Below are 23,179 nucleotides of genomic sequence, written 5' to 3' on the forward strand. Positions count from 1 at the left end.
TGAGTAGAGTAGCCCGGAGAAGGCCGGAGGCCGCGTCCGGGGTTGGGGCGTGACCGGCCGCATTGATCCCGGGTGCGCTGCGCTTACCCGGGCTAAGGGATAGTCGGGGATAATTGGGGGCATGTCGTCTCTTCCTTCCCCCGACGCCGACGCGCTGGCGCATAGCGCCCGCCTCGATGCATTGATCCGCGCCCAGATCGCCGAACACGGCGGGGCCATCCCGTTCTCGCGCTTCATGGAGCTGGCGCTGTACGCGCCGGGCCTGGGCTACTACAGCGCCGGTGCGAGCAAGTTCGGCGAAAGCGGCGACTTCGTCACCGCGCCGGAGATCGGCCCGATCTTCGCCGCCTGCGTCGCCGAAAGCGTTGCCCCGGTGCTGCAGCAGATCGGCGCGGGAGCCCGCTTCCTGGAACTGGGCGGCGGCACCGGCGCGTTCGCCGAGGTCGCGCTCAAGCGCCTGATGGAACTCGATGCGCTGCCCGACCGCTACGCCATCCTCGAACCCAGCGCGGAGCTGCGCGAGCGACAGCGTGAGCGCCTGCAGCAGCGCCTGACGCCGCCGTTGTTCGAGCTGGTCGAATGGCTCGACGCACCTTTCAGCGATGACTGGGACGGCGTGCTGTTCGCCAACGAGGTCATCGATGCGCTGCCGACGCCGCGCTTCGCGATGGAGGCCGGCGAGGTCTACGAAGAGCATGTGGCGATCGAGGAGGGTGCGCTGGTGCGCGTCCTGCGTCCGGCCGATGCGTTCCTCGGCAACGCCGTGCGCCACGTCGAACGCAACCTGGGCCGCGAGTTCGAACACGGGTACCGCTCCGAAGCCCTGCCGCAGTTGCCCTACTGGGTGCAGGCAGTCTCCGGCGGCATGCGCAGCGGCGCGATGCTGTTCGTCGACTACGGTTATGTGCGCAGCGAGTACTACCAGCCCGACCGCGACGACGGCACGCTGCGCGCGTTCTATCGCCACCGCATGCACAACGAGCCGCTGCTGTGGCCGGGCCTGCAGGACCTGACCGCCTCGGTCGACTTCACCGCGCTGGCCGAAGCGGGCGTCTCTGCCGGTTTCGATTTCGCCGGCTACTGCTCGCAGGCCAGCTTCCTGCTCGGCAACGGCCTGGCCGGCGTGCTCGAGCGCATCGAACGTATCGCCGACGAGGGCGAGCGGCTGCGCCGGACCCAGGAGGTCAAGCGACTGACGTTGCCGACCGAGATGGGCGAGCGCTTCCAGGTGATGGGCTTCGGCAAGGGCGTCGAGTTCGGCGCCGCCTTCCTCGTCGGCGACCTGAGCTTCCGCCTGTGACGGCCCGGATGGGTTTGATGCGCGACCTGCGCTGGCCGTGGCTGTGGCTGCTCGTGTGGCTGCTGATGATCGCGGCGGTGGTGGTGACCTCGCTGCTGGCCGCCTCGGACCTGCCGCCGCCGCCGTTCGACGGCGTCGACAAGCTGGAGCATTTCCTGGCCTACCTGGTCCTGAGCGGCTATGCGGTGATGCTGTTCGAGCGGCGCCGGCCGCAGGCGCTGGCGGCGGCCGGGCTGATCGCCCTGGGCGTCGGCCTGGAAATCGCCCAGGGCGCACTGACCGCCTCCCGCCAGGCTGATTCGGCCGACGCGCTGGCCAATTCCATCGGCGTCCTGGCCGGTCTGATGCTGGCGGCGACGCCCGTTTCGCGGGCTCTGCAATGGCTGGAAACCCGCTTTCGCTAGTGTGACGGGCGTCATTTGGCGATAAAACCGCCATCACACCAGACATGGCAAAGCGACGCTAGGTATTGCGCAAAGGTTAAAAGGTGGTTAAAGCTCTCGGTCGGGCTCAACAGGGGGAGTCCGCCCACCCTGAGTGAAGGAACCACCGATGCCTGCCATCACCCGCGCAATCACCCGAAATCGCCTGGCCCTGGCCGTCACGGCCAGCCTGGCTGCCAGTTTGTTCAGCCCTGCCGTCCTGGCACAGGAGCCCACTGCGGCCGAAGTCCGCTCCGAGGCCACCACCCTCGACCGTATCCAGGTCACCGGCTCGCGCGTGCGCGGCCGCACTGCCGAGGACACGGCCGCACCGGTCGACGTCATCGGCAAGGAAGAGCTCAACGCCACCGGCGCGATGGAGCTCGGCCAGATCCTGCAGATGCTGGAGCCGTCGTTCAATTTCTCCCGCACCTTCGTCAGCGACGGTACCGACATCCTGCGCCCCGCTACGCTGCGCGCGCTGGGCCCGGACCAGGTGCTGGTGCTGGTCAACGGCAAGCGCCGCCACCAGCAGGCGCTGGTCAACGTGCAGCAGACCATCGGCCGCGGTTCGGCCGGTACCGACATCAACTCGATCCCGGTGTCGGCGATCGAGCGCGTCGAAGTGCTGCGTGACGGCGCCGCGGCGCAATATGGTTCTGACGCCATCTCCGGCGTGATCAACATCATCCTCAAGGAACAGACCGACCACACCGACATCTCGGTGGAAGGCTCGCAGTACTACGCCGGCGACGGCGAGATGCTGCACGGCTCGGTCAACACCGGTTTCAAGGTCGGCGGAGACGGCTTCATCAACCTGTCGGCCGAAGCGCGCAACCGCAACGAGACCAACCGCGCCGGCCCCGACAGCCTGCGCGTGGATCCGCCGCGCGTGACCCAGCGCCTGGGTGACGCCGATGCCAAGGATTACTACCTGTGGTTCAACAGCGGCCTGCCGCTGGCCGGTGGCGAGCTGTACCTGTTCGGTGGCGCGTCCAAGCGCGAGGGCGACTCGTCGGGCTTCTTCCGCAGCGCCGGCGACAACCGCACCGTGCCGGAGCTCTACCCCAATGGCTTCCTGCCCAACATCCTGACCACCGTCGAGGACGCCTCGATCGCGGTCGGCTTCAGGCAGCCGATCAACGAACGCTGGGACTGGGACGTGTCGGTGGTGACCGCGCGCAACAAGTTCGGGTTCGAGGAAGGCAACTCGGTCAACGTCAGCTGGTGGTACGAGCCGATCAATCCGGCCAACCCCGGCGGCCCGATCTTCGCCTCGTCGCTGACCCGCGCCGACACCGGCGAGCTGCAGAGCGACCAGACCACGTTCAATCTCGACTTCAGCGGCTATGTCGACGGCATCGGCGGCACGCCGCTGTACCTGTCGTCGGGACTGGAATGGCGCCAGGACGATTACAAGATCCGCCCGGGCGATCCGGTGTCGTACACCTACGGCCGCAACAACGACCGCAATGTCGTCATCGTCGGCCAGACCGGCGACATCGCCCAGCCGGGCATGCAGGGCTTCCCCGGCTTCTCGCCGACCGAAGCGGTCGATGACGGTCGCGACAGCTGGGCGGTGTACCTGGATGCCGAAACCAACCTGAGCGAGAAGTTCCTGCTCGGCGCGGCGGTGCGCTTCGAGGATTACTCCGACTTCGGCAACACCACCACCGGCAAGCTGTCGGCGCGCTTCGACGCGACCGAGACCTTCGCCGTGCGCGGCACGCTGTCCACCGGCTTCCGCGCGCCGGGCGTGCAGCAGCTGTTCTACAGCCAGCGTTCGACCAACCTCAACTCCGACGGCATCCTCACCGACACGCTGACCGCGCGCCAGGACAGCGACGTCACGCGTGCCTTCGGCATCGAGCCGCTGCAGGAAGAGACCTCGACCAGCGGCACGCTGGGCTTCGTCTACCAGCCCAATGACCGCCTGTCGGTGACGCTGGACGTGTTCCAGATCGACATCGACGACCGCATCATCTTCTCCAGCAACATCGCGCCGGAGTCGGTGGGCACCGACGGCAATCCCTGCACGCCGACCAACAGCAACTGCCCGATCCACGCCATCCTCGACCCGATCGGCGTCGGCCAGGTGCTGTTCTTCACCAACGCCATCGACACCCGCACCACCGGCGTCGACCTGACGGTGAACCACAACACCACCTTCGCCGGTGGCAGCACGCTGAACCTGACGGCACTGGTCCACTTCAACGACACCGAAGTGCGCTCGCGTCGTTCGCAGTCGCCGATCCTGTCGCCGACGCAGCTGTTCGACGACACCCAGGTGACCTTGCTGGAAGAAGGCCAGCCGGGCGCGCACCACGTCTTCCAGGGCATCTGGGAAGAGGGTCCGTGGCAGGTCACCGGCCGCGCCAACTACTACGGGTCGGTGTCGGGTGAGGGCTTCACGCCCGGCATCAAGCAGACCTGGGACGGCAAGTGGCTGTTCGACGCGCAGGTGCGCTATGCCATCAACGATGCGATGGCGGTGACCGTGGGCGGCAACAACATCTTCGACCAGTACCCGGACAAGTGGGATCCTGTGACCGGTGCACCGTTCCCGCAGTTGGGCTTCAAGTACGGGTGGGAGACAATGCCGTTCGGCATGAACGGCGGCAGCTACTACGTCCGTTTCGACTACCGCTTCTAGTTGCTGGTGACTGGGCGGTAGGACCAGACCGACAGGGGAGACATGGCGCCGGGCGACGGGGAAGGTCGCCCGGCGTTGTTTTTTTCAGCGCTTCCCGGTCGCCTCGGCGATGGCCCGGATGCGTGCCTTCTGCATCGCCTCGCCCACCGCAGGTCCACTCAGGCCTGCCGCCACCTGGTCGGACCGCACCGCCATTGCCGCCGCATGCGCCTCGCGCAGCGCGCGACCTTGCGGGTAGTCGTCATCCTCATGGCCGGTGCGCCCGCGCTTGTCCGCCTCGCAGGCAATGGCCAGCTGGGCGATGCGTGCGGGCTTGCGGAAGCCGTCGCAGCGCGTGATCAACTCGCACACGGTCTTCGCCTTCAACTCGTCGAAGCGGTGCACGTTGAGGTGCTCGCGGCACACGGCTTCGGCCAGCTGGCGGTGTTCGGTCGGCACCTTCAGGCGCTCGCACAAACCCTTGAGCGGTTTGACGCCGGCGTGTTCGTGGCCCACGTGGCGCGGCAGCTCGTCGGAAGGCGTCAGCGCCTTGCCCAGGTCATGGGTGAGCGCCGCGAAGCCAATCAGCTCGTCGCCGGGCGCCAGCCGTGCCGCCATGTCGCAGACCAGCTCGATGTGGACGCCGGTGTCGACCTCGGGGTGGAACTCCGCGCGCTGCGGCACGCCGTACAGCGCGTCGACTTCCGGCAGCACCGCGGCGAGCGCGCCGGCATCGTGCAGGGTGCGCAGGAAGGCCGATGGCGCCGGGCTGGTGATCGCGCGCCGAAGCTCCTTCCAAACGCGCTCGGGCACCAGCGCCGACAGCTCGCCGGACTCGACCATCGTGCGCATCAGCGCCATCGTTTCGGGCGCGACGGTGAAGCCGAGCGGGGCGAAGCGGGCCATGAAGCGACCGGCACGCAGCACCCGCAGCGGGTCCTCGGCGAATGCGGGCCCGACATGGCGCAGCACGCGCGCCTCGATGTCGCGCGCGCCGCCGTAAGGGTCGACGAGTTGTCCGTACTCGTCCTGGGCAATGGCGTTGATGGTGAAGTCGCGGCGCTGCAGGTCCTGCTCGAGCGTCACCGATGGATCGGCATCGACGACGAAACCGCGGTAGCCGCGACCGCTCTTGCGCTCCGTGCGGGCCAGCGCGTACTCCTCGCCGGTCTGCGGGTGCAGGAACACCGGGAAGTCGAGGCCGACCGCGCGGAAACCGGCGGCCTCCATGGACGCCTGTGATTCGCCGACGACGACCCAGTCACGGTCGCCGGGCGGCAGGCCGAGCAGGCGGTCGCGGACGGCGCCGCCGACGAGATAGGTCTTCATGGTGGGGGATGTTAGCCGAGACGTGCGGCCTGGATCCCGGCGTTCGCCGGGATGACGGGCTGCTTGCGGGGATGACGACGTCTCAGCAGCCCGCGAGTATCTCGGGCAGTTTCGGCTCGATCGCCGTCGGCGTGATGCCCAGGCGGCGCAGGCCGTCTTCGAAGCTCACCGAGTCGAGCTGCAGCGAGCGCCAGTTGTCGCGGCTGATCGGCTTGCCGGGCAGGAACTCGCCGATGTTGGCCTGCAACTCACCGAGCTTGTTCGGCAATCCGAGCACGGCCCGGTAACGGCCACGTCCGCGCGCCGCCAGGCGCACGATGCGTCGCAACGACATCACGTCCGGTCCCACCAGGTCGTAGCTGTCGCCGATGGTCCGGCGATCGTCGAGCGCGTGCACGTACGCATCAACGACGTCGCCGACCCAGACCGGCTGGAAGCGGGCATCGGCGCGGCCGATCGGCAGCACCGGCGCGAACCGCAGCAGTCCGTCGAAACGGCAGAACAGGCCATCGCCGGGTCCGGCAATCACCGACGGGCGGAACAACGTCCAGTCGAGCCCCGAAGCACGCACGCGCTGTTCGGCGCGGCCGCGCGATTGCAGGTAATGGCTGTCGCCGTGGCCGGCATTGAGCGCGCTCATCTGCAGCAGGCGGCGCACGCCCATGTCCTTCATCGCGCCGATCAGCGACTCGGTGATGCCGACGAAGACACGCTCGAAGCCATCGCCGCGATCGCCTTTCTCGTTGAGGATGCCGATCAGGTTGATAACGGCATCGGCATCGTCGAGCACGGCGGACAGGAAGCTGCGGTCGCTGACGTCGCCTTCGATCAGGCTCGCACCGGTCGGGCGCAACGCGCGCTTGCCGGGATCGACGCCGCGGCTGAGCACGGTGACGCGGTCGCCGCCCTGCAACAGGCGCGCGACGAGATGCCGGCCGACAAAACCGGACCCACCGAGGACGACGACATGACGTTGTGCCATGCCGCGAGTTTACGGTCGGATCGCCTTCAGCGCTGTGATGGGCGCCGTGGTTGGGCGGGGCCCTGTGCGGGCGTCGCCGTCGCCGGCGTTGCCTGCACTGGCGTCGCCGGTTGCGGGCAGACGAACTGCGTGCGGCGGCCATCGACGCGCCCGCGCATGCGGTCGCTGACCCTGAGCGCATCGCCATTGAGGCGCCAGTCGTAGAGCACGCTGAAGGCCAGCACGCGGGCAACGTAGTCGCGCGTTTCCTTGTAGCTGATCGTCTCGATCCAGAAGTCCGGATCCATGCCCGGTCGCTGCGACTGCCAGCGCGACAGCGGTGACGGCCCGGCGTTGTAGCCGGCGATCACCTGGTACGGCTGGCCGCCGTACTTGTCCATCAGCTCGCGCAGGTAGGCGGTGCCGAGGATGATGTTGGTGTCCGGGTCGTACAGGCTTTCCGCGCCGCCCCAGGGTTGGCCGATGCGGGCGGCGACGCCGGAACCGGTGCCGGGCAGGATCTGCATCAGGCCCATGGCATTCGCACTGGAGCGCGCGCGCGGATAGAACACGCTCTCGGCGCGGATCTCGGCGGCGACCCAGGCCGGGTCGAGGCGGTTGCTGCTGGCTTCGCGGCGGATGGTGGATTCGTGGTGCAGCGGGAAGCGGAGGCCGTACAGGCGCAGCTCGTCGGGGATGGCCTTGCCTTGCGCGTCCTTGCCCAGTGCGAACACCGCGCGGTCGAACCAGCCATTGCCCTGTGCCACTTCCACCGCGATGCGGCGCTGCTCGTCGTTGAATCGCGAGAGGGCATCGTCCCATTCGCGCACGGCCCAGCCGACGCGGTCGATCCGGAACAGCCCCATCGCCCGCACGATCGCCGGATCACGCGCAATCGCCGCCTGCGCCGAGGCGCTGTCGTTGGGCAGCCACGGGCACAGCGCGTAGGGCAGGTCGAGCTTGTCGGCGGCCAGGAAACCGTGGAAGTCGGGCTTCTTCGCGGCCTCGCGGTACAGTCGTTCGGCCGTGGACTTGCTGCCGGCGCGCTCGTTCAAGCGTGCCTCGAAATACATCCAGCGCGTGTCGCTGCGCTGCTTGGCGCCCATCTTGCTGATCGCGGCCAAGGCGGCGGACCAGTCCGAGCGCGACATCGCTTCGCGCACGCGCCACTCGTGCAGGCGATCGTCGTAGGCGGCCGCGGGCACGGCGTTGAGGCGCCGCGCCGAATCGGGTTCGTAGGAGGCCACCGACCACAGCGCGATCTGGTACAGCGCGCGCCCGCGCTCCTCGTCGCTCAGCCCCAACGCATCGGCGTAGCGCGGCAGCACCGCTTCGGCCGAAGCCGGCGAGGCCTTGCCGAACTTCGCCAGGCCCTGCGAAGCGATGGCGCGACTGCGCGCCGTCTTCGGCCAGGTCAGCGCGCGCTCGTGCGGCGCATCGAGGAAGGACGCGTAGTCGTTGGCCAGCGTCAGCTGGTCAGCGGGCAGGCCGCGTGCCGCGGCGCGCATCACCCCGGGCTGCCATTCGGCGGCGGCCAGGTCGATGCGTTCCCAGCGCAGGTCCGGCGTCAGGCCGCCCTGTGCCGACAGCGCGGCCATCGGCGCATCGCATTCGTCCGGCAGCGACTTGCCGGTGCTGCGCCAGATCGCCTGCGCATCACTCGTCCATTGCGCGTCGGCACGGCCCTGCGCGAGGCGCGCGCTCAGCTCGCCGCAACGCAGCGCGGTGCCCTTGACCGTGGGACTCCACGCAGCGAGGAACGAGGCCCAATCCTGGCGGCGGGCCGCCGCGGTGAGCCAGCTCTCGCGGAACGATTCGGCGACGGCCTGGCCGCGATAGCGCGACAGGAACGACTGCGCCTGGCTGGCGGCGAGGTTGTCGATGTCACGGCGCAGGCTGGCGTATTCGACCCAGCCGTAGAGCGGATGACGCGCGATGTCGGCGTACTGGCCGGCATCGAAGCGGCCGAGCTCGGCGGCCTCCAGCGCGGCCCGCACGCGCGGCAGTTGCGGATCGACGGTGCCCTTGGGCAATGCGGGCAATTGCACCGGCGGTGCCGCTGCCGTGCTCTGTGCACAGGCAGTTGCGGCGACCGCTGCAATGGACGCAGCGAGTACGATTGTGAACGGGCGGGGGAGCATGCGTGGGACTATAGCCCAGCGTTGTGAAGTGTCCGTCGCCACGACGTGCGCGGCAGTCAGTTGCCGATCAGCAACGCGATTCGATTCAAGAAAATCCTGAAAGGAGTTCCATGGTTGCCTCCATGCTCACCGCACTGCTCATCTTCCTCGCGCTCGGCTGCGTCGCCGGCATTCTTGCCGGTCTGCTCGGCGTCGGCGGTGGGCTGGTGCTGGTGGCGGCGCTCGCGTGGTTGTTGCCCGGCATGGGTGTTCCGAAGGAAGCGGCCATGCACGCGGCGTTGGCCAGCTCACTCGCCAGCATCGTGCTGACGGCGGCGGCATCGGCGCGCGCGCATGCATCACGCGGCAGCGTGCTGTGGCCGACGGTGGCCTGGATGGTGCCCGGCCTGCTGATCGGGGGCTGGCTGGGCAGCGGCCTGGCCGTGCGCGTCGACGACAGCGTCCTGCGCTGGATCGTCGCCGGGTACTGCTTCCTGGCGGCGGCGCAGCTCACCTTCGGTGGCAGCCGCGGCGCGGGCGATCCCACGCTGCCGGCGCCGACCGGTGCGGCGATGACGGCGGCGGGTGTCGGCATCGGCGCGGTATCGGCGGTGGTCGGCATCGGCGGTGGCAGCATGACCGTGCCCTTGCTGGTCTGGCGTGGCATCGCGCCGGTGCGCGCGGTCGGCACCTCTTCGGCCTGCGGTGTCGCCATCGGCCTGGCCAGTGCGGTCGGCTATGCGTTGCACGCGCCCGCCGGTGCCTTGCCCGCGCATGCGATCGGTTACGTGTATCTGCCGGCAGCGATCGGTGTCGCGGCGGCATCGGTATTGGCCGCGCCGTTTGGGATGCGACTGGCGCACCGGCTGTCAGGCGACACCCTCAAGCGCGTGTTCGCGGGCTTCCTGGCCCTGGTCGGCACCAGCTTGGTGCTCGGCGGCTGACCGCAACGCGACTTCCCGACGTACGGCGGCGTTGACGCCACGCTCACAAAGCTGAGCGACTTTTGCCCGTTTGGGTCGGTTTTCCATACGAATACCGCTCAACGGGTTTGGAATTACGGCCCAGACGGCGTACGCCATCTGTAGAACCGTGAAATCCGGCGTTCTGTGCCGAAAGTGACGCTGACTCTTTGCCGCTTGTGGCGGCTTTACGAATTGTTTACAACTCAGGGACGCCGCCTGCAGGGGGGTAGGCGCGTACAGCTGTTCAGCCAGATTTTTTCTATTTTTGGAGAGAGTCGATGAAAGCACCACGCCGTCAGTCCCTCACAAGAGCCATACAACTTTCGCTGCTGCTCAGCCTGCCGGGCCTCGCTGCCGCGCAGGAACCAGCGGCACCCGCCAAGCCCTCGTCGGCCACGACCCTCGACACGGTCACCGTCACCGGCAGCCGCATCAAGCAGACCAACGTCGTCACCGCACAGCCGGTGTACGTGCTCGACCGCAGCAAGATCGAGGCCACCGGCCTGCAGAGCGTGGGCGACTTGCTGCAGCAGCTCAGCTCGAGCGGCAAGGCGCTCAACGCCAAGTTCAATTCCTCCGGCAACTTCGGCTATCCGCCGGACGGTGGCGGCATCGGCGCCGGTTCGGCCCAGGTCGACCTGCGCAACCTCGGTTCGCAGCGCACCCTGGTGCTGGTCGACGGCGTGCGTTGGGTCAACGAATCGTCCGCGTCTGGCGTGAGCGGCAGCGCCGACCTCAACACCATCCCGCTGGCGATCGTCGAACGCATCGAAGTGCTGGAAGACGGCGCCTCGGCGATCTACGGTTCCGACGCCATCGCCGGCGTGGTCAACATCATCACCCGTCGCAACTTCGACGGCGCCGAAGCGCATGCCTATTACGGCGAGTACGAGGACGGCGGCGAGACCACCGAAGCCAGCCTGACCATCGGCGGCAGCGGCGAGCGCTGGACGGGCATCTTCACTGCCAGCTACTTCGAGCAGCAGGAAATCAGCTCGGGCAGCTGGGAGCAGTCGCGCTTCCCGACCCCGGGCACCGGCGTGCGCGGTGGCAGCTCGGGCATCCCGCAGGGCCGCTTCTTCTTCTGCGATCCGACCCGTCCGACCACCGGCGTTGGCGGCTGCGATGCCGACACCGAGAACTGGTACGACATGACCTTGAACAACGGCACGACCACGCCGGTGTTCGATCCCAACAACCCCAACGGCGGCACCTACAACCAGTTCGACCTGTCGGACCGCTTCAACTTCGCGCCGTACAACTTCCTGCTCACGCCGAGCAAGCGCAAGTCGATCTTCGCCAGCGCCAGCTATGACTTGAGCGACCAGGTCCGCCTGCACGTGAAGGGCCTGTACAACAACCGCACCTCGACCAACCAGGCCGCGCCCGAACCGATCTTCGTCGGCCCCGGCGCTGGTACCGGCGGCATCGCCGACACGATCAGCATCCACCAGGACAACCCGTTCAATCCGTTCGGCTACACGCTCGACGCGGCCTCGAACCTGCTGGTGGTGACCCGTCGCCCGGTCGAAGTCGGCCCGCGCATCTTCAACCAGGATGTCGACACGACCTACTTCAACATCGGTCTCGACGGCACCTTCGGCATCGGCGACCGCACGCTCGGCTGGGACGTCAACTACGCCCACTCCGAGAACAAGGCCACGCAGGAATTCCTCAACGGCTACAACGTGGCCAAGATGAAGCTCGCGCTGGGTGATCCGGCGATCTGCGCGCTGGTCGCCGGCTGCACGCCGCTCGACCTGTTCGGTGGCCAGGGCCGGCCGATGACGCAGCAGCAGATCGACTACATCCGCACCCGCCAGATCGACTCGAGCAAGCAGGTGCTGGACCTGTTCCAGGGCAACATCACCGGCGATCTGTTCGCGATTGGCGATCGCACCGCCGGTTTCGCCGCGGGCATCGAGCACCGCCGTTATCGCGGCGACTTCAATCCCGACCCGCTGCGCCAGACCGGCGAATCGCAGGACTCGTTCGCCGCGCCGGTGTCGGCGTCGTACGAAGTGGATGAAATCTATACCGAGTTCAGCTTCCCGGTGCTGGCGTCGTTGGACCTCAGCGCGGCGATCCGCTACTCGGATTACTCCACCTTCGGCAACGAGACCACCGGCAAGGTCGGTTTCCGCTGGCAGCCGATCGAGGACGTCGTCGTCCGCGGCACCTATTCGACCGGCTTCCGTGCACCGAACCTGGGCGAGCTGTACGGCCTGACCCAGTTCGGCGCGACACTGGTCGATCCCTGCGGTTCGACCGGCCGCCCGGGTCCGGCATCGCCTGACCTGGCCGCGGGTTGCGCGGCGCAGGGTGCGCCGCCGAACTTCGTCCAGGCCAACACCCAGATCACCACCTTCACCGGTGGCAATCCGGACCTGCAGCCGGAGAAGTCGGACAACTGGACCTTCGGCGTGGTGTATGCGCCGAGTTGGGGTGCCGGCCAGTCGTGGTCGGACCGCCTCGACTTCGAGGTGGGCTACTACAACGTCGAGATCGAGGACGCGATCCAGGCCCGCGATCTGCAGGCATTGCTGGAAACCTGCCTGCGCGAGGGCGGCGTCACTTCGGTCAACTGCACGCCGTTCACCCGCGGCGCCGGCGGCAACCTCAACCCGCCCAACAACTTCCTCGACAACCTGGGTTCGATCAAGACCGACGGCGTCGACATCAAGGCCAACTGGGCCGGTCCGGAATGGAGCTGGGGCCGCCTGAACGCCTCGCTGCAGTCGACCTATGTCAACGACTACGAGGCCGTCGACGTCGACGGCAATCGCTCGCAGCGTGAGGTCGGCGTGGAAGTCGACGACAGTGCGATCCCGGAATGGCAGACCAACGTGCAGTTCGGCTGGACCAAGGGCGACTTCAACGCCGGCTGGACGGTGCGCTACATCTCGTCGGTGAAGGAAGACTGCGACAACGTGCCGGTCGCCGGTGCACCGGGCTGCCTGGGCGATGCCGAGTTCAACGAGCTGGGCTCGACGACGTTCAACGACGCGCAGTTCAACTGGTCCAACGCCTTCACCGAGGGCCTGAAGCTGACGGTCGGCGTGAACAACATCTTCGGCAAGGAGCCGCCGGTGTGCCTGACCTGCTCCCTCAACGGTTACGACGCCGGTACGTACGACCTGCCGGGCGCGTTCTGGTACGTGAGTGCTGACTATCGCTTCTGATAGCGGCTGACCAGCAAGCAGGGAAACGGGCCGCCACGCGGCCCGTTTTCTTTGGTGTCCCCCCGCTGGACTTGCCCGGTCGGCCGGTTCACCATCTGGCCGACCCCGGACCGGCCAGGCCCGGCCGTGCCGCAGGTTGAAGTCCTTCGAAGGTCCTTCCAAGGAGATTCCCATGCAAGGTATTGCGCTCACCGTACTTCTCGCCATGCAGGTCGTGGTGCACCAGTCCGCAGAATCCGAGTCCGTTCGCAAGAACGAACTGCGCGTGCCGCAGGCCGACACGGCGACATCCGACGTGGTGAACCGAAAGGTCGATCCCCGCAGTCCGCAGGCGATGGCTTTCCTCGACGCATACGGAACGCCTTCGCAACAGCAGATTGCCGAGCACCACTGGCCGGTGGCCATCCTTCCGTTGCCCGATGGGTTGGTCCGGCACAAGCTCAGCGGCCGCGAGTCCATAGATGACCAGCCGTATGTCCTGCTCGTCGATACCCAGCAGAAGGTCATGTACCTGCTGAGGCAGGATGGCAAGTCCGCGATTCCTTACGGGCCGGTCGAGTACCCGCGAGGGATCTGACCTGTGACATTCAAGCCGAGCCGATTCGCGGCTCGGCTTGATTGCGCGGGCATTGGTACTCCAATACCACCAGGCCCTCCGGGTACTCTTTCACCGACTTCAACGCCAGTGCGCGCTGGCCGATGTCGCGCGGCGCAAACGAGCGTCCGGCGCCAATCAGCACGGGCACCATGCGCAGACGGAGGCGGTCGACTTGGCCCGCGCGCAGCAGGGCGTCGCACAGCGTCAGGCTGCCCCAGACGATCAGGTCGCCATCCACGCGCTCGCGCAGCGATCGCACGGAAGCGACGCCATCACCGCGCAGCACCGTCGCCGACTCACCGCTGCCTTCCCAGGGTGCCTGGGTCAGCGTGTTGGAGACGACATACTTGGGCAGCGCATTGAGCGGTGCCGCCACGGGCTCCTCCAGTGGATCGGCCTGGGGCCAGTAGCTGGCGAACATTCCGTAAGTGGTTCGTCCCAGCACAATGGCGCCCACGCGCTCCAGCAAGTGCAGCTGATCCTTGTCCGCCTCGTTGATGCTGCGCGCATTCACGAAGAAGTCGATGCTGCCGTCCAGCCCGGCCGCGTAGCCGTCCGCGCTGATGATCTGCTCGACGATAAGGCTGCCCATGTCGCGCCTTTGGTTGGGGTTCTTCATTACGACGAACGGGGGCGGGGGTGATCGACATCCCGGGTGCGCCTGCGGCTTACCCGGGCTACGCTGGGGGTTCGCGGGCTGGGACCAGGGAAAACCAATGACGATCAAGCGCATGGATAACGTCGGCATCGTGGTGGAAGACCTGGATGCCGCCATCGGGTTCTTCGCCGAGCTCGGCATGAACCTCGAAGGGCGTGCGCCCATCGAAGGCGACTGGGCCGATGGCGTCACCGGATTGCACCAACAGCGCGTCGAGGTCGCCATGATGCGTACGCCGGACGGGCACAGCCGGATCGAGCTGTGCCGGTTCGACGCTCCGCAGGTTGTCGCCGATCATCGCGACGCACCGGTCAATGCCTTGGGATACCTGCGCGCCATGTTCACCGTGATGGACATCGACGACACGCTCGCCAGACTCGGCAAACGCGGCGCGACGCTCGTCGGCAAAGTGGTCCAGTACCAGGACATGTACCGGCTGTGCTACATCCGCGGGCCCGAAGGAATCCTCATCGGACTGGCCGAAGAACTCGGCCAGCACACACGCAGCGAATTCGAACCCACGTAGCCCGGGTAAGCGAAGCGCACCCGGGAGCTTCCGCGATCCCGAGGTATCCCCGGGTGCGCCTTCGGCTTACCCGGGCTACGCTGACTGAACATGGCCAAAGGAACTCCCCATGAGCGATCCATACAACTCCGCTGCAAACCGTTCGATGCAGTCCTTGTTGAACGACTCGATGGTCACGACGGCGTTCGAGCTCCCGGGCCACCGGATCACTCGCAATCTCGGTCTCGTGCGTGGCATTACCGTCCGGTCCCGTTCCATCGTCGGCAACTTCCTCGGCGGCCTGCAGACCATCTTCGGCGGCAACATCACCATCTACACGGAGCTGTGCGAGCAGGCCCGGCACGAGACCTACCGGGACATGGTGCAGCACGCCAGGCAACTGGGGGCCAACGCGATCATCGCGGTCCGCTATGACGCCACCGAGCTGATGGCCGGGCTTACGGAAGTGCTGTGCTATGGCACGGCGGTGGTCGTCGAGCCGAACCGCGACTGACGCAAAACGAAGGGAGACGGTGGTCACGCTGAGTGGCCTCCGAATCAATCGTCACCTGAGAATAAGTCTCGCATGGCGATCGGTGTCGCCCGGGAGCACTCAGAATGCGCGCAGACATGCTCGGGGGCGGGGTGCAGATGAGGGCGCGCAGGTTCAAAGGCGTAATTCTTTCCATACTTTGGGGCGGAAGCCTCATCGCCGGCCTTTGCAAGATCCTGGTGGTCTGAACATTGTGGGTAGCGGGCCCGACACTTCATTCAAGCCGACACATCGCTGCCAAACCGTCACAAGAACTCCTATCCAGGGCGCGAGAGGCTCTTACTCGGATAATGGGGCAAGATTCGGAGCCCAAAGAGCTTTGGGAGGAGAGCGAATTTGAGACTTGGGAGTCGTCCATCAAGGCGCTTGAGTCGGCCATTACCGCCTAACAACTCATTCAAGCCGAAGCCACTTCGTGGCTCGGCTTGACTCTGGCGTTGGCGAACGCCCGCTTCTGGCCGATAGCGGACGCTCGGCAGGGCGGCGCGGGACATGGGGTCCGTCCACGCGCAGAGCTTCTTGCCATCATTCGCACCGGGCCGCGAGAGGCATCTTCAACGCTTCTTCGTAGGCGCTCGTGGACGAATCGGCGCGTTGCGGAGCGTTCGGAAAAACTATCCGCACCTTCAGCGGCGCGCCGTTGGGTCCACGTATCGTCCCGATGCCCTCAAACGTGCGCAGGCGTCGAGTGCTGGCATCGTAGGTGATCTGCATGCTGGGCGCGACGAAGTCCAGCCAGCTATCGAGGCTGAGCCGGAAACGTACGAGGCCGGCCGAAGGTGCATCCACCCGCTGCACGCGTATGGGCACCTGCGCGTCGCGGCTGGGCACGACAAACTGCGCGCGTGACGTCGAACCGCCTGCGAGTGCGTTCCATCGCTCGCGCACCCAGTCGTCGAAGCCCGCGTCGATCACCGTGTTGGGGCCGACGACCACGGTCCGCTCCCGCAGGGGCGAGAGCGCCGACGCGCGCCAGTACGCGCGACGCGTGGCCGACGCGCCTTCCACGCCCTCGCGGTAACCGTCGCGGGCATCGTTGAAGTCAAAGGCCGGTGCGCCCGTAATCATCGTGTCCTTCACGCGCTTGCGCGCGAACGCGCGTCCATCGGGGCATCTGTAGACGACCAGTCGACTGCGTTCACTGGACGTGGTTCGGATCCAATGCTGTTCCTCGTACAGCAGGCGACCGGTGCGCAGGTCCGTCGCGTGCCCCGTGGTTCGCTCGATGGTGACTCCGCCAGCCCTGCCGCTGGCAAACAGCAGGGCCGTGAGCAACCAGGCGCCATACAGGGTCGCGGCCGGCCGCGACAGCGTGTTTGCGGCCGGCCGTGGGTGCGTGGCGGTAATCCTGCAATCCGGTTTACCGGTCCGGCTCATAGAACCAGGCGTTCACGTGCGCCATGCCAATTGGGACGCCGGCTGTGAACGCCGACGCGCCGAACACGGAATTGAGCGCAGCGGCCGCATCGACCGTCAGGGTGACCGCGACGTCGCCGATGAGAACTGGAGTGCGCATGGAATCTTCCTCATCCGTAGGGCGAACCGCGCGTGGCACGCGCGGTGATGCCAGCGTGTCCCGCTATGCGCCCGGCATCCAGCGGACAAGCACGCAGTCCGACTCGGTAGTTGTACGCAGGGATCAGCGTCCGGTGTCGCCGTCGCCGGTGGATTCCGGCCAGCGTTGCGGCACCTTGCGCAGGTCGTCAATGCGGTAGCCCATGCCACGAAGTCGCTGCACGGCATCGGCGTACGCCGCGTCCGAGATCGTGGGCGTGCGCGCCATGATCCAGGCGTAATCGCGCTTGCTGCGGGCGACGATGGTGAGCGTGTAATCCGGGTCGAGGTGGGAAATGACGTACTCGGCCTGAATTGGCCAGACGAACTGCATGCCCCATACCGCGTTGCCCGTGCCCTCGCGGACGGTGCCGATGGGCTCCATCGTGCGCACCGCCGCATCGAAGCTCCCACGCCGGTAGCGGAAATGCGTCTGTATGCGGCCGTCCTCGCGCATCGAGTACGACTCGATCGCGTTGTATGCCTCCCGCTCGGGGAACGAGGGGATGTGGGCGATCACATACCAGTCGCCCATGAAGCGCGGGATGTCCACCTCCGTGGCGGTGGGCACGGTTGGCGCCGTATGGGCGCAACCGCACAATGCGAGCACACCGGCGACGACTGCGGATGGAAGTTTCATGTCAATCCTCCCGCACGAAACGGTAGTGAGCTACCTGCCATTCTTTGCCGTCGCGGTAACCGAACAGCTCCGCACAGGCCATCCAGAACATGCGCCAGCGCTGGTTCCACAGTCCCGCGGCATCGCCATACGCCTGGCGCAGATAGCCCATGATCGCATCGCGTCGCGCATCGTGGTTGGCCAGCCAGTGATTGGCTGTGCGCGCATAGTGCTCGCCACCCATCGTCCAGCGTTCGTCCAGCCGCAACGACTGCTGGAAATGCAGCAGCGTGTCGGCGGCAGGCATGAGGCCGCCGGTGAAGAAATGGCGGCCCATCCAGTCGTCCTTGCCGTCGATCTCGAACGGGTAGAGCAGGGTCCGGTGACAGAAGACGTGGACGAACAGGCTGCCGCCGGGACGCAGCCACCGGGCGATACGCCGCATCAGCACGTCGTAGTTGCGCATGTGCTCGAACATCTCCACGGACACGCAGCGATCGAACGAGGTGCGGTCGAGCTCGAGCTGGTTGACGTCGCAGGTGATGACACGAACGTTGTCCAGGCCCAGCGCGCGGCATCGGGCCAGGATGTGCTCGCGCTGCCCATGCGAGTTCGACACGGCCGTGATGCGCGAACGCCGGTAACGCTGCGCCATCCACAGCGTGAGCGAACCCCAGCCGCACCCGAGTTCGAGGATGTCCAGGCCGTCGGCAAGCCGCGCGCGCTCGGAGTAGAGCTCAAGCATGGCGTCTTCGGCTTCATCGAGCGTCTCGCGGCCGGTCGGGTAGTAACAGCACGAGTACTTCAGTCGTGCGCCCAGACAGGCCTGGAAGAACGCAGCCGGCAGCTCGTAGTGCTGGCGGTTCGCCGCATCGGCATGCAGTGCGATCGGGCTGTGGCGCAGCATCGACAACCGCTGCGTCATGCGTTGTGACTGTACCTCGAGCCCGCCGGCATGCTCTTCCTGCAGGCGTTGCGCGCACAGGCGGCGGATGCCGAAACGGACAACTGCATCGGGCAGCAGACCGCGCTCGGCCATGCCGAGCAGGCCAGGGCTGGGCAGATCGCGGGTGGTCAGGTCGGGGGCCGCACGCATCACGGTGCTCATCGATCTTCCTTCGGAAACCAGGGGAACAACATCGGGGTGGAGCGCTGGTAACGGCGGTAGTCGTCGCCGCGCGTGCGCAGCGCCTGGCGCTCGGTATGCGGAACGCCGCTGAGCCAGCGGAGGAATACGTACATCGTCAGCGGGCCGGACCATGCCAGCCACGCGATCGGCGATCCCACGGCGAGCAGAAGGTAGGCGAACCAGTGCAGCCACTCGAAGAAATAGTTGGGATGGCGGCTGTAGCGCCATAGACCGGTGCGCATCGTTCGGCCGCGGCTGTCGGGACGTGAGCGGAAGCGGGCGAGTTGCGCATCGGCGACCGATTCGCCCGCGACGGACACCGCCCACACCAGCACGGCGGCCCACTGAAGTCCGGTGGATTCCATCGGATTGCACGCCACCGCCGCAAAGGGCAGCGCGAACAGCACCACCAGCAGCGCTTGCGCCTGGAACAGCGCAAACCATACCAGCGGTGCATCACCCCAGCCCTCCCGCAACGCCGCGTAGCGCCCATCCTCGTGTTCGCCGCCCACGCGCCGCCAGAGGTGCCACGCGAGGCGAAGGCCCCAGAGTCCGCCGAGCAACGCGAGCAGCAGGCGCGGCGCCGTGGCGCCATCTCCGAGCGCCGCCAGCAGCACGGCCGCCGCGGCGACGCCGCCCGCCCACACAACATCGACCAGCCCGGCGTTGCGGTGCCGCTGCTGCCACCACCACGCAAGCGTCTGCGCGAGCGCCGCGAGCCCCCAGACGAGCAGCAGAGAACTGCCGGTGCTCATCGCGAGCCGTCCAGGGCGATCGGTCGGGACACGCCACCGCCACGCCCTCGTTGCGCGACGAGCGTGAGCGCGCACGTCGCGATCGCCCACCCGATCGCAAGTGCGGCCGTCGGCTGCACGGAGGCGCTCAACTCAACGGCGCCCACCCGCTCGGCAGCGAGATAGGCCATCGGTCCACCAACGGCACCAAGCACGATCGCCATCCACGGGCGCAGCCATGCGAGCGAGTGGTTGATCGTCATCGCGAAGGCGGCCCACAGGGCGACGATCCATGCGGGCGCGGCAAGAGCGCCGATGCTGCCGCGGTAATCGATCCAGCCAAGTTGCGCGAGAAGCCCGTCGAATGTCACGCCCATCAATGCGGCGCAGACCACCAGCCACGCGTCCGCGCGGCGGCGCGACGAGGCGAGCCACTGCAGCGCGACGAACGCCACGCACGCGACGACACCCAGCCACGGCGTGCCATGGGCCGCACCGAGCACGCACGCCCACCACGCGATCTGGAATCCGGCGAAGTTCGCCAACGAGTGCATCATGCCTCCGGAGTCGTCGCAGCCTGCGGCTGTGGCCGGTAGCCGGGCCGAGCGAAGAGCATCTGCGCGACACCGATCGAACGCTCGCGAAAGCCGCCTTCGCAGTAGGCGAGGTAGAACTCCCACATGCGGATGAATCGTTCGTCGAAACCCAACGCCCGCACCTGCGGCAGGCGGTCCAGGAAGCGCTCCCGCCACGCCTGCAACGTCCGCGCGTACGAGAGTCCCATGTCTTCCAGGTGCAGCAGCGCAAGATCGCTGGCCGCGGCCTTCGCCGAGATCATGGCCGCGATGGACGGAATGAACGAGCCCGGGAACACGTGACGCTTGATGAAGTCCACCGATCGCACCGCCTGCTCGTAGCGGTGATCCTCTATGGTGATGGCCTGGACCAGCGCCAGGCCCTGCAGCGTGAGCCGCTCGCCGATGCAGGCGAAGTAACGGCGAAGGTTATCCGGCCCGATGGCTTCCACCATCTCGATCGAGACGAGTTTGTCGTAAGTGCCGTCGAGTTCACGGAAGTCACGCATAAGGACGGTGACTCGATCCTGCAACCCGGCCTGGGCGACGCGTTCGCACGCAAGCTCGTACTGCTCGCGTGAAAGCGTGGTGGTGGTGACGTGGCACCGGTGCTCGCGCGCGGCGTGCAGCGCGAAGCCGCCCCAGCCCGTGCCGATCTCCAGCACGCGATCGCCTTCCCGCAGCTGCAGCTTGCGGCAGATCGTTTCGAGCTTGCGCGTGGAGGCCGCCTCCAGCGTGTCGTCTTCGCGTTCGAACGACGCCGATGAGTACATCAGGTCTTCGGAGAGGAACAGCCGGAAGAAGGGGTTGCCAAGATCGTAGTGCGCCGCGATGTTGCGGCGTGCACCCGAGGCGGTGTTCCTGCGCAGCGCATGGACCAGCCTGAGCGCCCAGCCCGCCACGCGGGCCGGACCGCGCTCGACGTCGTCCAGCAGGTCGCGATTGCGCACGAGCAGTCGCACCAGTCCGACCAGGTCATCGCACGTCCAGGCGCCGTCCATGTACGCCTCGGCGGCCCCGACGCTGCCGCCCAGCGCGATAGCCCGATACAAGCGGGCGTCGCTCACGCGCAATGCCGGTGACGGGGCGCCGGTGGCCTCACCCAGCGTGATCGAATCCCAAGGGTCGTGCAGCGTGAGGGCACCGGACTGCAACGCGCCCAACTTGGCGACAACGCGATCGCGCAGGAGCCGGTCGATGGCACTGGCGTAAGGCAGCGGGAGGGTGTGCTGTGCGGTATTGCTCATGGTGCGGAACCCTTCGCGGGATGGTCATGGACCGGAGTGCCCTTGAGCCACAGCTTGAGCGCCTGCCAGTGGATGCCGCCGACGACCTGCAGCGTCATCGCGGGATATCGCCACAGCACGCGCGACAGCGCCGACGCGTCGAGTGGAAGGCGCTGGAGCGATAGCGTGGCGTCGAACTCGCGCCGCTGGTCGTCGCAAACGTCCATGTGCACGTGCAGAGTGTCGCCGGGTGGCGTGAACGTCCATGCATAGCGGCGTTGCATCGGCATGAACGGCGAGACATGGAAGGCTTTGTCGAACTGCCAGTGGAGCGCGCGTCCGCGCGGCTCCGCGTCCGCGACCGGCAACACGTACGCGTGCCGTTCCCCCCATGGGGTGTTGGTGATCTCGGCCACGACGTGCTCGAGTGTGTGGTGGTCGGGCCCGTAGCAGTAGTAGAAGCTCACCGGATTGAACACGTAGCCGAAGTAGCGGGCGTGCGTGAGCAGGCGGATCGGCCCGATGGGACTGGCGCCGGTGGCCTTCGCGATCCGCTGACGCACGGCCTCTGCCAGGGTCACATCTGCCGGGCCCAGGTAGTCGCTACGGCGGAACTCGCCAAGATTGCGGCGGCGCGTGGACCAGAGCGGATGCGCGTCAAGGATCGCATCCACTTCGTCGAGGTCGAGGAACAGCTGCGCCATCCGATAGTTGAAGGCGTGCCGACGCGGCGCGAAGCGGCGGTGCCGCACCGTGCCTTCGTACAGTGCGCTGCTGCGTGGTCGCATGCGTTCGCCGCCGTCGCTCATGCGCGGCCCCATGCGAGCTCTCCGGGCGCAGCGTCATCCACTGCGCGCGGTTCCGGCACGACCTCCGGCCACGCGACCCCGAGTGAACGTGCGACCTCGACGGCGCTGCGAAGCCCGTCCTCGTGGAACCCCCAGCCCCAGTACGCGCCTGCGAACCAGGTTCCGCGACGGCCTTGTATCTCGCCCCGGCGCGCCTGCGCGGCGACCGCTTCGCGCGTGAACACCGGATGGTGGTAGCGCACGCGCTTGAGGATGCGGCGCGGATCGATCGCGTCGCTGCGATTGAGCGTCACCACGACGGGTGTCGAGACCGGCAGTCCTTGCAGCAGGTTCATGCAGTAACTCACCGTGCACGCCTGCGCCGCATCGGCGCCGATGTGCGCGTTCCAGGCCGCCCACGCCTTGCGGTTGCGCGGCAGCAGGCGCTCGTCGGTGTGGAGGACGACGTCATTGGGCTGGTAGGTGATCGCGCCGAGTACGTCGCGTTCGCGATCGTCCGCGTCGGACAGGAGGGAAAGTGCCTGGTCGCTGTGGCAGGCCAGCACGACCTGGTCGAAGGTTTCCTCCCCGTCGGCGGTCGTCAGTGCGACGCCTTGCTCCAGCCTTCGGACGGCATGCACCGGCGTGGCGAGGCGCAGGGACGCCGTCCACCGTTGCCGAAGCGCTTCCACGTAGCGCCACGAGCCCCCGCGCACGACCTTCCACTGCGATCGCCCGGCGAGCTGCAGCATCTGATGGTTCGCCATGAACTGCACCAGGTGCCGGGCAGGAAAGTCCAGGATCTGATCGGCGGGCGCGGACCAAAGGGCGGACGCCATCGGGACCAGGTGATCGTCGCGAAACGCGGCCCCGAAGCCTTGTTCGCGCAGGTAATCGCCCAGTGCCGGGCCGGCCTCGCTGCCGGCGAGCAGTCTGGGCGCGATGCGGTAGAAGCGCAGCAGGTCGGCCAGCATGCGAAGAAAGCGCGGCGACAGCAGGTTCCGCCGCTGGCAGAACAGCGCGGCGAGCGAGGTCGCGTTGTACTCCAGCCCGGTACGTTCGTTGTGCACCGAGAAACTCATGGTGGTGTCCTGCGTGGACACGTCCAGTTCGCCGAACAGCTGCGTGAGCAGGGGATAGTGAACGGGGTTGTGCACGATGAAGCCGGTGTCGACGGCGAGCGAGACTCCGTCCACGCTCACCTCATGCGTATGGGTGTGCCCGCCGGGGTAGGCGTTGGCCTCGAACAGCACGACTTCGTGCTCACGCGACAGCAGCCACGCGGCGCCGAGCCCCGCGATGCCCGATCCGATGATCGCGATGCGCATC

The 23,179-nt window shown here is 67.2% G+C and carries 22 protein-coding genes; 9 read left to right on the forward strand and 13 right to left on the reverse strand.

Annotation, left to right across the window (positions count from 1 at the left end; all coding sequences use genetic code 11):
- Nucleotides 1-121 precede the first annotated feature (121 nt).
- The 3 genes from ACFOPO_RS05455 (at nucleotide 122) to ACFOPO_RS05465 (ending at nucleotide 4,375) form a co-directional block, all read left to right on the forward strand.
- Nucleotides 122-1,300 carry a class I SAM-dependent methyltransferase gene (locus ACFOPO_RS05455; RefSeq protein ID WP_386701708.1) on the forward strand — a complete coding sequence of 393 codons (1,179 nt, stop codon included), beginning with the start codon at nucleotides 122-124 and terminating at the stop codon, nucleotides 1,298-1,300.
- A 17-nt stretch (nucleotides 1,301-1,317) separates the two neighbouring features.
- Nucleotides 1,318-1,704 (forward strand): VanZ family protein, encoded by a 387-nt coding sequence (locus ACFOPO_RS05460; RefSeq protein WP_386701710.1) that lies wholly within the window; start codon nucleotides 1,318-1,320, stop codon nucleotides 1,702-1,704.
- 148 nt (nucleotides 1,705-1,852) lie between these two features.
- Nucleotides 1,853-4,375 (forward strand): TonB-dependent receptor plug domain-containing protein, encoded by a 2,523-nt coding sequence (locus ACFOPO_RS05465; protein WP_386701712.1) that lies wholly within the window; start codon nucleotides 1,853-1,855, stop codon nucleotides 4,373-4,375.
- Nucleotides 4,376-4,459: 84 nt separating this feature from the next.
- Here the strand turns inward: ACFOPO_RS05465 and ACFOPO_RS05470 are convergent, their stop codons facing one another.
- The 3 genes from ACFOPO_RS05470 to ACFOPO_RS05480 all read right to left on the reverse strand — a co-directional run bounded on the left by ACFOPO_RS05470 (nucleotide 4,460) and on the right by ACFOPO_RS05480 (nucleotide 8,785).
- Entirely contained in the window at nucleotides 4,460-5,683 is a 1,224-nt protein-coding gene (locus tag ACFOPO_RS05470) for a multifunctional CCA addition/repair protein (RefSeq protein WP_386701714.1), read from the reverse strand.
- An 82-nt stretch (nucleotides 5,684-5,765) separates the two neighbouring features.
- Entirely contained in the window at nucleotides 5,766-6,665 is a 900-nt protein-coding gene (locus tag ACFOPO_RS05475) for a complex I NDUFA9 subunit family protein (protein ID WP_386701716.1), read from the reverse strand.
- A gap of 26 nt (nucleotides 6,666-6,691) precedes the next feature.
- Nucleotides 6,692-8,785, reverse strand: a complete 2,094-nt coding sequence (locus tag ACFOPO_RS05480; RefSeq protein WP_386701718.1) for a transglycosylase SLT domain-containing protein — start codon at nucleotides 8,783-8,785, stop codon at nucleotides 6,692-6,694.
- Nucleotides 8,786-8,907: 122 nt separating this feature from the next.
- Here ACFOPO_RS05480 and ACFOPO_RS05485 point away from each other — a divergent pair, with 122 nt between their 5' ends.
- The 3 genes from ACFOPO_RS05485 to ACFOPO_RS05495 all read left to right on the forward strand — a co-directional run bounded on the left by ACFOPO_RS05485 (nucleotide 8,908) and on the right by ACFOPO_RS05495 (nucleotide 13,488).
- Entirely contained in the window at nucleotides 8,908-9,708 is an 801-nt protein-coding gene (locus tag ACFOPO_RS05485) for a sulfite exporter TauE/SafE family protein (protein ID WP_386701720.1), read from the forward strand.
- A gap of 299 nt (nucleotides 9,709-10,007) precedes the next feature.
- The gene (locus tag ACFOPO_RS05490; protein ID WP_386701722.1) at nucleotides 10,008-12,911 is read left to right on the forward strand and encodes a TonB-dependent receptor; all 2,904 of its coding nucleotides are present in this window, start codon (nucleotides 10,008-10,010) and stop codon (nucleotides 12,909-12,911) included.
- Between the two features lie 172 nt (nucleotides 12,912-13,083).
- Nucleotides 13,084-13,488, forward strand: coding sequence for a hypothetical protein (locus ACFOPO_RS05495; protein ID WP_386701724.1), 405 nt, complete (start codon nucleotides 13,084-13,086; stop codon nucleotides 13,486-13,488).
- A 10-nt stretch (nucleotides 13,489-13,498) separates the two neighbouring features.
- Here the strand turns inward: ACFOPO_RS05495 and ACFOPO_RS05500 are convergent, their stop codons facing one another.
- Nucleotides 13,499-14,128 (reverse strand): dihydrofolate reductase family protein, encoded by a 630-nt coding sequence (locus ACFOPO_RS05500; RefSeq protein ID WP_386701726.1) that lies wholly within the window; start codon nucleotides 14,126-14,128, stop codon nucleotides 13,499-13,501.
- 97 nt (nucleotides 14,129-14,225) lie between these two features.
- Between ACFOPO_RS05500 and ACFOPO_RS05505 the strand changes: the two genes are divergently transcribed.
- The 3 genes from ACFOPO_RS05505 to ACFOPO_RS05515 all read left to right on the forward strand — a co-directional run bounded on the left by ACFOPO_RS05505 (nucleotide 14,226) and on the right by ACFOPO_RS05515 (nucleotide 15,614).
- Complete coding sequence (locus ACFOPO_RS05505) at nucleotides 14,226-14,693, forward strand: VOC family protein (RefSeq protein ID WP_386701728.1); 468 nt, start codon at nucleotides 14,226-14,228, stop codon at nucleotides 14,691-14,693.
- A 109-nt stretch (nucleotides 14,694-14,802) separates the two neighbouring features.
- Nucleotides 14,803-15,186 (forward strand): YbjQ family protein, encoded by a 384-nt coding sequence (locus ACFOPO_RS05510; protein ID WP_386701730.1) that lies wholly within the window; start codon nucleotides 14,803-14,805, stop codon nucleotides 15,184-15,186.
- A gap of 230 nt (nucleotides 15,187-15,416) precedes the next feature.
- On the forward strand, nucleotides 15,417-15,614 hold the full coding sequence (locus tag ACFOPO_RS05515) for a DUF4259 domain-containing protein (protein ID WP_386701732.1): 198 nt from the start codon (nucleotides 15,417-15,419) through the stop codon (nucleotides 15,612-15,614).
- Nucleotides 15,615-15,750: 136 nt separating this feature from the next.
- Here ACFOPO_RS05515 and ACFOPO_RS05520 read toward each other — a convergent pair whose 3' ends face one another.
- The 9 genes from ACFOPO_RS05520 to ACFOPO_RS05560 all read right to left on the reverse strand — a co-directional run bounded on the left by ACFOPO_RS05520 (nucleotide 15,751) and on the right by ACFOPO_RS05560 (nucleotide 23,178).
- Nucleotides 15,751-16,500 (reverse strand): hypothetical protein, encoded by a 750-nt coding sequence (locus tag ACFOPO_RS05520; RefSeq protein ID WP_386701734.1) that lies wholly within the window; start codon nucleotides 16,498-16,500, stop codon nucleotides 15,751-15,753.
- Nucleotides 16,501-16,585: 85 nt separating this feature from the next.
- The gene (locus ACFOPO_RS05525; RefSeq protein WP_386701736.1) at nucleotides 16,586-16,741 is read right to left on the reverse strand and encodes a hypothetical protein; all 156 of its coding nucleotides are present in this window, start codon (nucleotides 16,739-16,741) and stop codon (nucleotides 16,586-16,588) included.
- 123 nt (nucleotides 16,742-16,864) lie between these two features.
- Entirely contained in the window at nucleotides 16,865-17,419 is a 555-nt protein-coding gene (locus tag ACFOPO_RS05530) for a lipocalin family protein (RefSeq protein ID WP_386701738.1), read from the reverse strand.
- A gap of 1 nt (nucleotide 17,420) precedes the next feature.
- A complete protein-coding gene (locus tag ACFOPO_RS05535; RefSeq protein WP_386702671.1) occupies nucleotides 17,421-18,494 on the reverse strand; it encodes an SAM-dependent methyltransferase in 1,074 nt (357 codons plus the stop codon).
- Between the two features lie 8 nt (nucleotides 18,495-18,502).
- Entirely contained in the window at nucleotides 18,503-19,282 is a 780-nt protein-coding gene (locus ACFOPO_RS05540) for a DUF1295 domain-containing protein (protein ID WP_386701740.1), read from the reverse strand.
- Entirely contained in the window at nucleotides 19,279-19,818 is a 540-nt protein-coding gene (locus ACFOPO_RS05545; protein WP_386701742.1) for a DUF2878 domain-containing protein, read from the reverse strand. The genes ACFOPO_RS05540 and ACFOPO_RS05545 overlap by 4 nt, the downstream gene beginning before the upstream one ends.
- Entirely contained in the window at nucleotides 19,815-21,083 is a 1,269-nt protein-coding gene (locus tag ACFOPO_RS05550) for a class I SAM-dependent methyltransferase (RefSeq protein ID WP_386701744.1), read from the reverse strand. The genes ACFOPO_RS05545 and ACFOPO_RS05550 overlap by 4 nt, the downstream gene beginning before the upstream one ends.
- Complete coding sequence (locus tag ACFOPO_RS05555; protein WP_386701746.1) at nucleotides 21,080-21,871, reverse strand: DUF1365 domain-containing protein; 792 nt, start codon at nucleotides 21,869-21,871, stop codon at nucleotides 21,080-21,082. The genes ACFOPO_RS05550 and ACFOPO_RS05555 overlap by 4 nt, the downstream gene beginning before the upstream one ends.
- Complete coding sequence (locus tag ACFOPO_RS05560) at nucleotides 21,868-23,178, reverse strand: NAD(P)/FAD-dependent oxidoreductase (protein WP_386701748.1); 1,311 nt, start codon at nucleotides 23,176-23,178, stop codon at nucleotides 21,868-21,870. The genes ACFOPO_RS05555 and ACFOPO_RS05560 overlap by 4 nt, the downstream gene beginning before the upstream one ends.
- Nucleotide 23,179 lies beyond the last annotated feature (1 nt).

Source organism: Lysobacter sp. GCM10012299 (assembly GCF_042649405.1).
In the GTDB taxonomy this organism is placed as follows: domain Bacteria; phylum Pseudomonadota; class Gammaproteobacteria; order Xanthomonadales; family Xanthomonadaceae; genus Lysobacter_J.

Bases quoted from the DNA above. Each gene is read 5' to 3' on its own strand.
- ACFOPO_RS05455 (WP_386701708.1), top strand. From the start codon at position 122: ATGTCGTCTCTTCCTTCCCCCGACGCCGACGCGCTGGCGCATAGCGCC.
- ACFOPO_RS05460 (WP_386701710.1), top strand. From the start codon at position 1,318: ATGCGCGACCTGCGCTGGCCGTGGCTGTGGCTGCTCGTGTGGCTGCTG.
- ACFOPO_RS05465 (WP_386701712.1), top strand. From the start codon at position 1,853: ATGCCTGCCATCACCCGCGCAATCACCCGAAATCGCCTGGCCCTGGCC.
- ACFOPO_RS05470 (WP_386701714.1), bottom strand. From the start codon at position 5,683: ATGAAGACCTATCTCGTCGGCGGCGCCGTCCGCGACCGCCTGCTCGGC.
- ACFOPO_RS05475 (WP_386701716.1), bottom strand. From the start codon at position 6,665: ATGGCACAACGTCATGTCGTCGTCCTCGGTGGGTCCGGTTTTGTCGGC.
- ACFOPO_RS05480 (WP_386701718.1), bottom strand. From the start codon at position 8,785: ATGCTCCCCCGCCCGTTCACAATCGTACTCGCTGCGTCCATTGCAGCG.
- ACFOPO_RS05485 (WP_386701720.1), top strand. From the start codon at position 8,908: ATGCTCACCGCACTGCTCATCTTCCTCGCGCTCGGCTGCGTCGCCGGC.
- ACFOPO_RS05490 (WP_386701722.1), top strand. From the start codon at position 10,008: ATGAAAGCACCACGCCGTCAGTCCCTCACAAGAGCCATACAACTTTCG.
- ACFOPO_RS05495 (WP_386701724.1), top strand. From the start codon at position 13,084: ATGCAAGGTATTGCGCTCACCGTACTTCTCGCCATGCAGGTCGTGGTG.
- ACFOPO_RS05500 (WP_386701726.1), bottom strand. From the start codon at position 14,128: ATGAAGAACCCCAACCAAAGGCGCGACATGGGCAGCCTTATCGTCGAG.
- ACFOPO_RS05505 (WP_386701728.1), top strand. From the start codon at position 14,226: ATGACGATCAAGCGCATGGATAACGTCGGCATCGTGGTGGAAGACCTG.
- ACFOPO_RS05510 (WP_386701730.1), top strand. From the start codon at position 14,803: ATGAGCGATCCATACAACTCCGCTGCAAACCGTTCGATGCAGTCCTTG.
- ACFOPO_RS05525 (WP_386701736.1), bottom strand. From the start codon at position 16,741: ATGCGCACTCCAGTTCTCATCGGCGACGTCGCGGTCACCCTGACGGTC.
- ACFOPO_RS05530 (WP_386701738.1), bottom strand. From the start codon at position 17,419: ATGAAACTTCCATCCGCAGTCGTCGCCGGTGTGCTCGCATTGTGCGGT.
- ACFOPO_RS05535 (WP_386702671.1), bottom strand. From the start codon at position 18,494: ATGCGTGCGGCCCCCGACCTGACCACCCGCGATCTGCCCAGCCCTGGC.
- ACFOPO_RS05540 (WP_386701740.1), bottom strand. From the start codon at position 19,282: ATGAGCACCGGCAGTTCTCTGCTGCTCGTCTGGGGGCTCGCGGCGCTC.
- ACFOPO_RS05545 (WP_386701742.1), bottom strand. From the start codon at position 19,818: ATGATGCACTCGTTGGCGAACTTCGCCGGATTCCAGATCGCGTGGTGG.
- ACFOPO_RS05550 (WP_386701744.1), bottom strand. From the start codon at position 21,083: ATGAGCAATACCGCACAGCACACCCTCCCGCTGCCTTACGCCAGTGCC.
- ACFOPO_RS05555 (WP_386701746.1), bottom strand. From the start codon at position 21,871: ATGAGCGACGGCGGCGAACGCATGCGACCACGCAGCAGCGCACTGTAC.
- ACFOPO_RS05560 (WP_386701748.1), bottom strand. From the start codon at position 23,178: ATGCGCATCGCGATCATCGGATCGGGCATCGCGGGGCTCGGCGCCGCG.